Raw genomic sequence first — 12424 nt, forward strand, 5'->3', positions numbered from 1 at the left:
GACAGAATAAGCTCTGGGGACTATATGGCGAGCGCGGATACGCTGATCAATGCCTTCACGACTCTGCTTGTCACTGTCGATCCGCCGGGGCTCGCACCGCTTTTCATCGGACTTACGGCCGGCATGAACCGTTCGGAGCGCAAGCAAGTGGCGCTGCGTGGCTCGCTGATCGCCTTCTTCATTCTGGCAGCCTTTGCGCTCTTCGGTGCGAGCGTTCTTGGCGTCCTTGGCATCTCCATCGGCGCTTTTCGTATTGCCGGCGGGCTGCTGCTCTTTTGGATCGCCTTCGAGATGGTGTTCGAGCGGCGCCAGGACAGGAAAGAGAAGACGACGGAAGTCGCCATTACCAAGGATCATATCCGCAATATCGCGGTTTTCCCCCTCGCCTTGCCCTTGATCGCCGGTCCCGGCGCCATCTCGGCGACAATCCTTTTGGCAGGATCGCTGCAAACCACGCTCGACCGCGCGCAACTGATCGGCGTCATCGCCGTCAATCTGGCCCTGGTCTTTGCGGCCCTTGCCATTTCCGACAGGCTCGACCGAATGCTGGGCGCCACCGGCCGCGCCATTCTGACCCGCCTGCTCGGGGTTATCCTTGCGGCGCTTGCCGCGCAGTTCGTCGTGGATGGGGCAAAAGCGGCGCTGGTCCTTTCATGAAAAAGCCCGCCAAACGGGCGGGCTTTTAAAGATCAAGCAACTGCACCGATCTCAAAACGGGATATCATCATCCAAATCGCGCGAGAAGTTACCGCCGCCCTGGCTGCTGCCACCACGGTTGCCGCCACTGCCGCGGGAAGAGCCCTGCGACGAGGACTGGCCGTAATCGTCGCCACCGTAGTCGCCGCCGTAACCACCGCCAAAGTCACCGCCGCCGCGGCCGCCACGGCTGCCGCCTTCCATGGAACCGCCGCCTTCGCCACGGCCATCAAGCATGGTCAGGGTCGAATTGAAGCCCTGCAGCACGACTTCCGTGGAGTAGCGGTCCTGACCGTTCTGATCCTGCCATTTGCGGGTTTGCAGCGCACCTTCGATGTAGACCTTGGCGCCTTTCTTCAAATACTGCTCGGCAACCTTGCAGAGGCCTTCATTGAAGATGACGACGCGGTGCCATTCGGTCTTTTCCTTGCGCTCGCCGGAATTGCGGTCGCGCCAGGTTTCCGAGGTAGCAATGTTGAGGTTGGCGATCGGGCGGCCGTCCTGCGTGCGGCGGATTTCCGGGTCCGCCCCGAGATTTCCAATCAGAATTACCTTGTTCACACTACCGGCCATGACACCACCCTGCTTGCCGCCCATCGACGGCTTTGAAATTCTATCTGCGCACCTTAACCCATAGCGGCTGTCAGGTGCTATTTATGCGGCCTTCCCAGTTCCGTTCATCCACAAAGAAATCGCCGCAATAATTTTGTTCTTTATTTGTTCTAATTTATCCCTATGATGATGTCAACGGAATCGAAAACCCGGCTCTACCCTTCATTTCAGCCTCGACTCGCGGGCTGACATCACTAAATAAAGGCAGACTCCAAGGGACCTGCATACGACGATGAGCGAACTGAAGACTATTTCCATACGTGGTGCGCGCGAGCACAATCTCAAGGGCATCGATCTTGACCTGCCACGCAACAAGCTGATCGTCATGACCGGCCTTTCCGGCTCCGGGAAATCGTCGCTCGCCTTCGACACCATCTATGCCGAGGGCCAGCGCCGTTATGTCGAAAGCCTTTCGGCCTACGCACGCCAATTCCTCGAAATGATGCAGAAGCCGGATGTCGACCAGATCGACGGCCTCTCGCCGGCGATTTCGATCGAGCAGAAGACGACCTCGCGCAATCCGCGCTCGACGGTCGGCACGGTCACGGAAATCTACGACTATATGCGTCTGCTGTTTGCCCGCGTCGGCGTTCCCTATTCGCCTGTGACGGGCCTGCCGATCGAGAGCCAGACGGTCAGCCAGATGGTCGATCGCGTTCTCGCTTATGAGGAGGGCACCAGACTTTACATTCTGGCACCGCTCGTGCGCGGACGTAAGGGCGAATACAAGAAGGAACTGGCGGAGCTCATGAAAAAGGGCTTCCAGCGCGTCAAGGTCGACGGCCAGTTCTACGAGATCGCCGATGTGCCTGTTCTCGACAAGAAATACAAGCATGACATTGATGTGGTCGTCGACCGTATCGTCGTACGTCCGGATATGGCGGCACGTCTCGCTGACAGCTTCGAGACCTCTTTGCGGCTTGCCGACGGTCTTGCCGTCGCGGAATTCGCCGACAAGCCGTTGCCGCCGGAGGAGACCGCTGCCGGCGGCTCAGCCAACAAGTCGCTGAACGAAACGCATGAGCGCGTGCTTTTCTCGGAGAAATTTGCCTGCCCGGTTTCCGGCTTCACTATTCCGGAAATCGAGCCGCGCCTGTTCTCGTTCAACAATCCCTTCGGCGCCTGCCCGTCCTGTGACGGTTTGGGCTCGCAGCAGAAAATCGATCCGGAACTGATCGTGCCGGAATCCGAACGCACGCTGCGCGATGGCGCGATCGCGCCCTGGGCCAAGTCGACCTCGCCCTATTACAATCAGACGCTGGAGGCGCTCGGCAAGCACTACGGCTTCAAGCTCGGCAATCGCTGGAACGAGCTGTCCGACAAGGCCAAGGATGTCATTCTGAACGGCACGGAAGACAAGATCGAATTCCATTATGCCGACGGTGCGCGCTCCTACACCACGCACAAGAATTTCGAAGGCATCGTGCCGAATCTCGAGCGGCGCTGGAAGGAAACGGATTCCGCCTGGGCGCGCGAGGAGATAGAACGCTTCATGTCGGCTGCCCCCTGCCCGGCCTGCAACGGTTATCGCCTGAAACCGGAAGCCCTGGCGGTCAAGATCGACAAGCTGCACATCAGCCAGGTGGCGGAGATGTCGATCCGCGTTGCCCGCGACTGGTTTGACGCGCTGCCGGGAACATTCACTGACAAGCAGAACGAGATTGCTGTCCGCATCCTCAAGGAAATCCGCGATCGCCTGCGCTTCCTCAATGATGTCGGCCTCGAATATCTGAGCTTGTCGCGCAATTCCGGCACGCTTTCCGGCGGCGAAAGCCAGCGCATCCGCTTGGCGTCGCAGATCGGCTCTGGTCTCACTGGCGTTCTCTACGTTCTCGACGAGCCGTCGATAGGCCTGCATCAGCGCGACAATGCCCGCCTGCTGGAAACGCTGAAGCACCTGCGGGATATCGGCAACACAGTGATCGTCGTCGAACATGACGAGGATGCGATCCTGACGGCCGACGATGTCGTCGATATCGGCCCTGCGGCCGGCGTGCATGGCGGCCAGGTGGTGGCGCACGGCACACCGCAGGACATCATGGCGAACCCGAAGTCACTGACCGGTAAATATCTGTCCGGCGAGCTCGGCGTGCCGGTTCCGGATGAACGCCGCAAGCCCAAGAAGGGCAAGGAAATCAAGGTTGTCGGCGCGAGAGGCAACAACCTGAAGAACGTCACGGCATCCATCCCACTCGGCGTGTTTACGGCGGTCACAGGCGTTTCCGGCGGTGGTAAGTCCACCTTCCTGATCGAGACGCTTTACAAGTCGGCGGCACGCCGCGTCATGGGTGCCCGCGAGATTCCTGCCGACCACGACCGCATCGACGGTTTCGAGCATATCGACAAGGTCATCGATATCGATCAGTCACCGATCGGCCGCACGCCGCGCTCGAATCCGGCGACCTATACCGGCGCCTTCACGCCGATCCGCGACTGGTTCGCCGGATTGCCGGAAGCCAAGGCGCGCGGCTATCAGCCTGGCCGTTTCTCCTTCAACGTCAAGGGCGGCCGCTGCGAGGCTTGCCAGGGCGACGGCGTCATCAAGATCGAGATGCACTTCCTGCCCGATGTTTACGTCACTTGCGACGTCTGCCACGGCAAGCGCTACAATCGCGAGACCCTAGACGTCACCTTCAAGACCAAGTCGATCGCCGATGTGCTCGACATGACGGTCGAGGAAGGCGTCGATTTCTTCGCGGCCGTTCCCGCCGTGCGCGACAAGCTGCAGAGCCTGAAGGACGTCGGCCTCGGCTATATCAAGGTCGGGCAGCAGGCCAATACGCTTTCGGGTGGCGAGGCGCAGCGCGTCAAACTAGCCAAGGAGCTGTCGAAGCGATCGACCGGCCGCACGCTCTACATCCTCGACGAGCCCACAACCGGGCTGCACTTCCACGATGTCGCCAAGCTTCTGGAGATGCTGCACGAACTGGTCAATCAAGGAAATTCGGTTGTCGTCATCGAACACAATCTCGAAGTCATCAAGACTGCCGACTGGATCCTCGATTTCGGTCCGGAGGGCGGTGATGGCGGCGGCGAGATCGTGGCCGTCGGCACGCCGGAGACGATTGTCAAGGAAAAGCGCTCCTATACGGGGCAGTTCCTGAAGGAGTTGCTGGAGCGGCGCCCGTTGAAGAAAGTTGCGGCGGCGGAGTAAGGTTACCCGGCCGAATGGCCAAGGAGGAGAGAATGACCAAAGCGGGCGAAATCCGCACAGGCATCGGCGGATGGACCTTCGAACCGTGGCGCGGGACCTTCTATCCCGACACGCTGAAGCAGAAGGATGAGCTGCACTACGCCAGCCGCCAGCTGAAAGTGATCGAGGTCAACGGCACCTATTACAGTACGCAGAAGCCTGAGGTTTTTGCCAAATGGGCGGCCGACGTGCCCGACGGGTTCATCTTCTCCTTGAAAGCGACCCGTTTCGTCACCAATCGCCGTGTCCTCTCTGAAGCCGGTGAATCCATGCAGAAGTTTCTGGAGTCCGGCATTAGCGAACTTGGCGATCATCTCGGCCCCCTGCTCTGGCAGTTCGCGCCAACGAAGAAGTTCGATCCGGATGACTTCGAAGCCTTTTTGAAGCTACTGCCAGCCAAGCAGGATGGTCTTGCGCTGAGACATGTCGTCGAGGTCCGGCACGATTCCTTCAAAGTGCCGGAGTTCGTCGCGCTGCTCGAAAAATACAATGTCGCGCCCGTTTGCGCCGAGCATTTCGAGTATCCGATGATTGCGGATGTCACGGCAGACTTCGTCTATGCCCGCCTGCAGAAGGGATCGGACGATATCAAGACCTGCTATCCGCCGAAGGATCTGAAAGCCTGGGCGGATCGCTTGAAAAGCTGGGCCGCCGGAAGGGTACCGGACGATCTGCCGCTGATCGATGCAAAGCGTAAGGTCAAGGAGGAACCGCGCGATGTCTTCGCCTTCATGATCCATGAAGGCAAGGTAAATGCGCCGCCCGGTGCGATCGCCCTGCAGCAGGAAGTGGCGAAATAGCGCTATAGCGGTTTGACGGCTGCGACGAGGTCTTCGGCGGTCAGCCCCTTCCCGGCATGTTGACCGGCAAGACCATGCAGCCGGACGCCGGCGGCGGCCGCCTCGAAGGCCGGCGCCCCTTGCGCCATCAGGCCGCCGACAATGCCGGCAAGTACGTCGCCGGAGCCGGCGGTCGCAAGCCAGGGTGGCGCATTGGCGTTGATCAGTGCCCTGCCGTCCGGAGCGGCGATCACGCTATCGGCACCCTTGTAGATGATGGCAGCATGGGCTCTGGCTGCCGCCGCCCTCGCCTTATCGACCTTGCTCAAGCTTTCGTCCGCAGCGATATCGGGAAAGAGCCGGCCGAACTCTCCCTCATGGGGTGTCAGCACCAAGCGTGTCGGTCCTTCGGCAAAGGCATCGAACAGCCGTTGCGGCTCGTCGCGAAATGAGGTGATGCCGTCGGCATCCAGCACCAGGTGGCGATCCGCGAGCGTGAGGCAGAACTGCCGCGCCTTCTCGCCGGCGCCGAAGCCAGGCCCGAGAACGAAGGTCGAGAGGCGCTTATCGGCGAGCCATTCGCGCAATGAGGCTTCATCCTCGATGACATGCAGCATGATTGCCGTCAGCAGGCCGGCATTGACATCAAGCGCTTCCGGCGGCGAGGCGATGGTGACGAGCCCTGCCCCCGCCTTCAACCCAGCCATGGCCGACATGCGCGCGGCACCCGTCGCGTTCGGCCCGCCCGAGAAGACGACGAGATGGCCGCGCTTGTATTTGTGCGTCTCGACGCCCGCCGAAGGTATGGCCGCCTGCCACTGTGCCGGCTTGTTTTCGGCGAGCGAGCGGTCGGCGTGCGCGCGGACGATACGGTCGGGAATGCCGATGTCGAAGACCTCCAGCTCACCGCACAGATCGCGACCGGGCAAGAGAAGATGGCCCGGCTTGCGTGTCATGAAGGTCACCGTGCGCGCGGCGTGGAAGGCTGCACCGAGAACCTGACCGCTGCGACCATCGAGACCCGACGGAAGATCGACTGAAATCACGGGAATATCAGCAGCCGCGACGCGAGCGATAACGGAGGCCACGTCATCCGGAACCGGCCGCGACAGGCCCGCGCCGAAGATCGCATCGATCACGACGTCGCCAGCCAGTGGAACAAAGCCCCCGATCGTCTCGCCCTCGACCGGGCAATCAGCAAAAGCACTGATAGCATCGCCCTTGAGCCGCTGGGGATCGCCAAGATGGAAAAGCCGCACGTCGGCCCCGGCCTGTTTCAGCGCGCGCGCTGCCACATAGCCGTCGCCGCCATTGTTTCCCGGCCCACAGAGAACGGCATATCGGACGGCTCCGGGAAAGTGCCGGAGCGCGACGGCAGCAACCGCCTGCCCTGCCTTCTCCATAAGCCCGTAGGAATCGATGCCGGATGCGGCTGCGGCGCGGTCGACGGCAGACATGGCGTCGGGGGTGAGGAGCAGATCGGTGAGCGGCAACATCATGGCGGATATTATAGATGCGAAATCTGCCTCAAAAACAACCGCTATTCCGGTGGCCATTTTGGTCGATAAATATGCATTTGCATAAAAATTAAACAATAACATTCAAGGCCTTGCCGAAGCACAAACCTGCGGCGCGTGGCTCTTTTTTGCGAAATTTTGCTTATCCCACGCATTTCCGCGCGAAATCGCTTCCATTTTTCCGAAAAATCCTCATCAATTCATCGTCTCGGTGCGAATTCGCCGAGATTTTTTACAGCGGTCCGTCCTCAATTGGCATGGTACGTGCATTACGTTGGCCGAGCGGGGAGTAGTCCTGCTGTATCAGGAGAAGCGGAGAGACATTTTCTCATGAAAAAGATCGAAGCGATCATTAAGCCCTTCAAGCTCGACGAAGTGAAGGAAGCCCTTCAGGAAGTCGGCCTGCAGGGTATCACCGTCACGGAAGCGAAGGGCTTCGGTCGTCAGAAGGGCCATACGGAACTTTACCGTGGCGCCGAATACGTCGTCGACTTCCTGCCGAAGGTGAAGGTCGAAGTTGTATTGGCGGACGAAAATGCGGAAGCGGTGATCGAGGCCATACGCAAGGCTGCGCAAACAGGCCGTATCGGCGACGGAAAGATTTTCGTTTCCAACGTGGAAGAAGTCATTCGAATCCGCACCGGCGAAACGGGCATCGACGCCATTTAATCTGCCCGGCCTATTCTCGGCCGCGGCTCGTTTAATCGTCATCTAAGTCAAGGGAAGTAATTTAATGACGACCGCAAGCGAAATTTTGAAACAAATCAAGGATAACGACGTCAAGTTCGTCGACCTGCGCTTTACGGATCCGAAGGGCAAGCTCCAGCACCTGACCATGGATGTGATCTGTGTCGACGAAGACATGTTCGCCGACGGCGTCATGTTCGACGGCTCCTCGATTGCCGGTTGGAAGGCCATCAACGAATCCGACATGGTGCTGATGCCCGATCCGGATACGGTTCATATGGACCCGTTCTTCGCGCAGTCCACCATGGTCATCCTTTGCGATATCCTCGATCCTGTCTCCGGCGAAGCCTATAACCGCGACCCGCGCGGCACCGCCAAAAAGGCGGAAGCCTATCTCAAGGCCTCCGGCATCGGCGACACCGCCTTCTTCGGCCCGGAAGCCGAATTCTTCGTCTTCGACGACGTCAAGTACAAGGCCGATCCATACAATACCGGCTTCAAGCTCGATTCCAGCGAACTGCCGTCCAACGACGACACCGATTACGAAACGGGCAACCTCGGCCACCGTCCGCGTATCAAGGGCGGCTACTTCCCGGTCCCGCCGATCGATAGCTGCCAGGACATGCGCTCGGAAATGCTGACGGTTCTCGCCGAAATGGGCGTCGTCGTCGAAAAGCATCACCACGAAGTCGCAGCCGCCCAGCACGAGCTCGGCATCAAGTTCGACACGCTGGTACGCAACGCCGACAAGATGCAGATCTACAAATATGTCGTGCATCAGGTCGCCAATGCCTATGGCAAGACGGCAACCTTCATGCCGAAGCCGATCTTCGGCGACAACGGCTCGGGCATGCACGTTCATCAGTCGATCTGGAAAGGCGGCAAGCCGACCTTCGCCGGCGACGAATATGCAGGCCTGTCCGAAAGCTGCCTCTATTACATCGGCGGCATCATCAAGCATGCCAAGGCCATCAATGCCTTCACCAACCCGTCGACGAACTCCTACAAGCGTCTCGTCCCGGGCTATGAAGCTCCGGTTCTGCTCGCCTATTCCGCGCGCAACCGCTCCGCTTCCTGCCGCATTCCGTTCGGCTCGAACCCGAAGGCAAAGCGCGTCGAAGTCCGCTTCCCTGACCCGACCGCCAACCCCTATCTCGGCTTCGCAGCCATGCTGATGGCCGGCCTCGACGGCATCAAGAACAAGATCCATCCTGGCAAGGCCATGGACAAGGATCTCTACGATCTGCCGCCGAAGGAGCTGAAGAAGATCCCGACAGTGTGCGGCTCGCTGCGCGAAGCGCTGGAAAGCCTGGACAAGGACCGCAAGTTCCTGACCGCTGGCGGCGTTTTCGACGATGACCAGATCGATGCCTTCATCGAACTGAAGATGCAGGAAGTCATGCGTTTCGAAATGACCCCGCATCCGGTCGAATACGACATGTACTACTCGGTCTGATATCGGACACGAAAGCCCCGGCCTGCCGGGGCTTTCTCCATGATCGGGAAGCCGGTGGCAGGTCTCCCGCCCGATGGCGTCTTCGCATTGAGCGATCACATGCTGCTCGACCAAATAACTCGGGCCGAATGTGACAGTTCGATGAAGGAATGGGGGCAAAATCCTTGATATCAGTGGTGAAAGTCACCACATGATCGCTTGAAAGGAAGTCGTGCCATGAAACAACGAAACGCAAAATTCAATATTGGCGACGTGGTTCGACACCGGATGTTCCCCTTCCGCGGTGTCATCTTCGATGTCGATCCGGAATTCGCAAATACAGAGGAATGGTGGAATTCCATTCCCGCGGAAGTGCGTCCCGATAAGGACCAGCCCTTCTATCACCTTCTCGCCGAAAACGACGAGACGGAATATGTCGCATACGTGTCGGAGCAGAACCTCATAAACGATGAGAGCGGCGTTCCCTTACGCAATCCGCAGGTCGCTCAGATCTTCGACCAGGCCCCGACCGGGCAGCTCAAGCCCAAGATGAGCTTCGCCCATTAAACACTTGTAAAACCTATCCCATTCGAAAGGGAAGGCGCTCCCAACGCCTTCCCTTTTTATTTGGCTTCCGAGCATCGGATATGGCCATTAGAGCAAAGAAAAAGCCCGGATCACTCCGGGCTTTTTCTCATGAAACGAGACTATCGTCAGCTTACTGCTGCTTGGCAGCCTTCTGCGCATCTTCGAGCTTCTTGCGTGCTTCCTCGGCCTTCTTCTGCATGCTGTCCTGCAGGCTCTTCTGGCTTTCGGCAAGCTTCGAATCGGAGATCGCCGGACCGTCATAAGCGGCGCCGAAACCGGTCAGCGAGATCTTGATCGGGTTCGGAGCGCGGCGGAAGTTCACAGAGGTGAAGGTGACGTCGGTGCCCTTCTTCAATGAAGCGACCATCGCATCCGTCACGGGAACTTCCGCGGTGCACTTGTCCGGAAGGCAGACGGCATAGTCGAGCTTCTGGCCCTTGCCGCCATCGACCTGCATGGTGATGCCGGGCGGGATCAGGCGGGCGGTCGGAACCGAGATCTGCAGGATCTTTCGGTTGACCTTGCCATCGACGGAGATGAGGCCGACAGCCGTCACGAGCTGGCCGTTGTTTGCCATGATCAAATTCTGGACGATGCAGATATCGGCATCGTCCTGCTTGGTGCAGGTCTTGTACCAGCCCAGACGCGGCTGGTTGGGATCACCGCCGCCATCAGCGGGAGCTGCGTTGGACGCGTCCTGCGCGAAAGCGGCAGCCGGCATGGCCGCGCCAATCATGAGAGCCAGAGCAGAGAGACCTGCCCGCATTTTGTTGTCAGTCTTGAACATCATAGCGAAACCGCCTCCTGAAATCCGCTTCGGGACGACAGCACGCCGTCCCATGCAATTCGGGTCAAACCGTCGTCCACCTGTCGAATGAATAAGGCAAATACATGACCCGAGAAACCCGGCACCCCTGTTACATCGCACTGGCACGGATATCCAGCTTTTCTTTGGCCTTTTCTGCCAAGTCCTAAGATTTCCGCAGTCGCGTGTTGAATTCGGCACGCTCATGATAATGTTCGGCCGAATCGTACCCTTCCCGGAAAGGATGCCATGCAAGCGCTCCGGATCGCTGCCCTCCTGTTCTTCGCAACCTTGTGCAACGCCGCGGCGGCTCAGCCGCTTTACGGCATCGCCATGCACGGAGATCCGGCACTGCCGGCGGACTTCAAGCATTTCCCCTACGTCAATCCGGATGTCAAAAAGGGCGGCCGCGTCAGCTATGGCGTCGTCGGCACCTTCGACAATCTCAATCCCTTCATTCTGAAAAGCATGCGCACGACCGCACGCGGCATGTGGGACCCGGAATATGGCAATCTCGTTTACGAGTCTCTTATGCAACGCTCAAGCGACGAGCCCTTCACCCTTTACGGATTGTTGGCGCAGACGGTCGAATGGGACGACAATCGCAGCTTCATCCAGTTCAACCTCAATCCGAAGGCCCGATGGTCGGACGGGCAGCCAGTGACGCCGGAAGATGTAATCTTCACTTTCCAGCTTCTGCGAGACAAGGGGCGCCCCAACCTTTCATCTCCGCTGAAAGGAGTCGGTGGGATGGAGAAGGTCAACGAACATAGCGTGCGGATCCATTTCAATGAGGCGGCGAATCGCGAAACGCCGCTAATCATTGCCATGTTGCCGATCCTGCCGAAACACGTCATCGATGTGGATAATTTCGATCGAACAACGCTCGCCATTCCCGTCGGCTCTGGACCCTATAAAATCAAGAGCATCGATCCGGGCCAGCGTATCATCTATCAGCGCGATCCCAGCTATTGGGGCAAGGACATTCCCACAAAAATCGGTATCGACAACTACGACGAGATATCCGTCACCTATTTTCTGCAAGAAACCAGCCTATTCGAAGCTTTCAAGAAGGGCGATATCGACGTTTATCCCGACGGCAGCCCAAGTCATTGGCAGCGAGCCTATGATTTCCCGGCCGTAAGTTCCGGTGCGGTCGTGAAGGAGACATTTAAGCCGAAGTTGCCGAGCGGTATGATGGGCTTTGTTTTCAATACGCGTCGGCCGATCTTTGCCGACAAGAATGTGCGTAAAGGCCTGACGCTTGTCTTCGATTTCGAATGGTTCAACCGCAATCTTGCCTCCAGCGCCTATACGCGCACCGAGAGCTACTGGCAGAACTCAGACCTCTCCTCCTTCGGTGTACCGGCCGATGTCAATGAGCTAGCCATGCTCGGCCCTATCAAGGACCACATCGACCCCGACGTGCTCGACGGTACTTATAAGCTTCCCGTCAGCGACGGTTCCGGGCGCGACCGAAAGATCCTGCGCAAGGCCGTCAATTTCCTCAAGCAGGGCGGCTACACGATCAAGGGCGAGCGTATGGTCGACGGCACCGGTCGCCAGCTCAGTTTCGAGATCATGACGCAGAATGCAGATCAAGAGCGTATCGCCATCGCTTATCAACGTTCCCTAGCGCTTCTTGGCATATCCGTCACGATCCGCACGGTCGACGATTCCCAATATCAGCTGCGGACAGGAAACTACGATTACGACATGATCCTGAAAGCCTATCCCTCATCGCTATCGCCCGGCACTGAGCAGCTTGGGCGATGGGGATCGGCAGCCGCCAAGGCGGCAGGCAGCTTCAATTACGCCGGTGTTGCCAGTCCCGATGTCGACACACTGATGGAACATTTTCTGACGGCCCATTCAGCCGAGGATTTCCGCGACGCGGTGCGCTCCTTCGACCGTATCCTGATCTCCGGTTATTACATGGTGCCGCTCTACCATATCGGCCAGCAATGGGTAGCGCGGCGGAGCCACATCGCCCGTCCAGACGTGCTACCGCTTTACGGCTATCAATTGTCGACCTGGTGGGACGCCTCGGCGCAATAGGGTCGCAATGGTTCCCTTTCGGTAACCGGTTGAAGCCATCGGTGCAAAGGCCTA

10 protein-coding genes are annotated in these 12424 nt (G+C 58.8%); 7 read left to right on the top strand and 3 right to left on the bottom strand.

What is annotated here, in order from left to right; translation table 11 throughout:
• The first annotated feature begins 24 nt into the window (after window positions 1-24).
• Window positions 25-657: a MarC family protein gene (locus GDN47_RS20920; RefSeq protein WP_113333775.1), complete on the top strand. Its 633-nt coding sequence runs from the start codon at window positions 25-27 to the stop codon at window positions 655-657.
• A 51-nt stretch (window positions 658-708) separates the two neighbouring features.
• Here the strand turns inward: GDN47_RS20920 and GDN47_RS20925 are convergent, their stop codons facing one another.
• Entirely contained in the window at window positions 709-1269 is a 561-nt protein-coding gene (locus GDN47_RS20925) for a single-stranded DNA-binding protein (protein ID WP_113389633.1), read from the bottom strand.
• 271 nt (window positions 1270-1540) lie between these two features.
• Here GDN47_RS20925 and uvrA point away from each other — a divergent pair, with 271 nt between their 5' ends.
• Window positions 1541-4462, top strand: a complete 2922-nt coding sequence (uvrA, locus tag GDN47_RS20930) for an excinuclease ABC subunit UvrA (protein ID WP_152094177.1) — start codon at window positions 1541-1543, stop codon at window positions 4460-4462.
• A 32-nt stretch (window positions 4463-4494) separates the two neighbouring features.
• A complete protein-coding gene (locus tag GDN47_RS20935; RefSeq protein WP_113352542.1) occupies window positions 4495-5301 on the top strand; it encodes a DUF72 domain-containing protein in 807 nt (268 codons plus the stop codon).
• Between the two features lie 2 nt (window positions 5302-5303).
• Here GDN47_RS20935 and GDN47_RS20940 read toward each other — a convergent pair whose 3' ends face one another.
• Window positions 5304-6779: an NAD(P)H-hydrate dehydratase gene (locus GDN47_RS20940; protein WP_152094178.1), complete on the bottom strand. Its 1476-nt coding sequence runs from the start codon at window positions 6777-6779 to the stop codon at window positions 5304-5306.
• 348 nt (window positions 6780-7127) lie between these two features.
• Between GDN47_RS20940 and GDN47_RS20945 the strand changes: the two genes are divergently transcribed.
• The 3 genes from GDN47_RS20945 (at window position 7128) to hspQ (ending at window position 9486) form a co-directional block, all read left to right on the top strand.
• Complete coding sequence (locus GDN47_RS20945) at window positions 7128-7466, top strand: P-II family nitrogen regulator (protein ID WP_015339877.1); 339 nt, start codon at window positions 7128-7130, stop codon at window positions 7464-7466.
• A gap of 64 nt (window positions 7467-7530) precedes the next feature.
• Window positions 7531-8940, top strand: coding sequence for a type I glutamate--ammonia ligase (glnA, locus tag GDN47_RS20950; protein WP_113333771.1), 1410 nt, complete (start codon window positions 7531-7533; stop codon window positions 8938-8940).
• A gap of 216 nt (window positions 8941-9156) precedes the next feature.
• Window positions 9157-9486 carry a heat shock protein HspQ gene (gene hspQ / locus GDN47_RS20955; protein WP_069612159.1) on the top strand — a complete coding sequence of 110 codons (330 nt, stop codon included), beginning with the start codon at window positions 9157-9159 and terminating at the stop codon, window positions 9484-9486.
• A gap of 151 nt (window positions 9487-9637) precedes the next feature.
• Here the strand turns inward: hspQ and GDN47_RS20960 are convergent, their stop codons facing one another.
• On the bottom strand, window positions 9638-10297 hold the full coding sequence (locus GDN47_RS20960) for an invasion associated locus B family protein (RefSeq protein WP_069612158.1): 660 nt from the start codon (window positions 10295-10297) through the stop codon (window positions 9638-9640).
• 264 nt (window positions 10298-10561) lie between these two features.
• On the opposite strand from GDN47_RS20960, the gene GDN47_RS20965 reads away from it, so the two are divergent.
• Entirely contained in the window at window positions 10562-12370 is a 1809-nt protein-coding gene (locus GDN47_RS20965; protein WP_113333770.1) for an extracellular solute-binding protein, read from the top strand.
• The last annotated feature ends 54 nt before the right edge of the window (window positions 12371-12424 follow it).

This window comes from Martinezella dioscoreae, assembly GCF_009176305.1.
In the GTDB taxonomy this organism is placed as follows: domain Bacteria; phylum Pseudomonadota; class Alphaproteobacteria; order Rhizobiales; family Rhizobiaceae; genus Rhizobium; species Rhizobium dioscoreae.

Bases quoted from the DNA above. Each gene is read 5' to 3' on its own strand.
- GDN47_RS20925 (WP_113389633.1), bottom strand. From the start codon at position 1,269: ATGGCCGGTAGTGTGAACAAGGTAATTCTGATTGGAAATCTCGGGGCG.
- uvrA (WP_152094177.1), top strand. From the start codon at position 1,541: ATGAGCGAACTGAAGACTATTTCCATACGTGGTGCGCGCGAGCACAAT.
- GDN47_RS20960 (WP_069612158.1), bottom strand. From the start codon at position 10,297: ATGATGTTCAAGACTGACAACAAAATGCGGGCAGGTCTCTCTGCTCTG.
- GDN47_RS20965 (WP_113333770.1), top strand. From the start codon at position 10,562: ATGCAAGCGCTCCGGATCGCTGCCCTCCTGTTCTTCGCAACCTTGTGC.
- GDN47_RS20945 (WP_015339877.1), top strand. From the start codon at position 7,128: ATGAAAAAGATCGAAGCGATCATTAAGCCCTTCAAGCTCGACGAAGTG.
- glnA (WP_113333771.1), top strand. From the start codon at position 7,531: ATGACGACCGCAAGCGAAATTTTGAAACAAATCAAGGATAACGACGTC.
- hspQ (WP_069612159.1), top strand. From the start codon at position 9,157: ATGAAACAACGAAACGCAAAATTCAATATTGGCGACGTGGTTCGACAC.
- GDN47_RS20920 (WP_113333775.1), top strand. From the start codon at position 25: ATGGCGAGCGCGGATACGCTGATCAATGCCTTCACGACTCTGCTTGTC.
- GDN47_RS20935 (WP_113352542.1), top strand. From the start codon at position 4,495: ATGACCAAAGCGGGCGAAATCCGCACAGGCATCGGCGGATGGACCTTC.
- GDN47_RS20940 (WP_152094178.1), bottom strand. From the start codon at position 6,779: ATGATGTTGCCGCTCACCGATCTGCTCCTCACCCCCGACGCCATGTCT.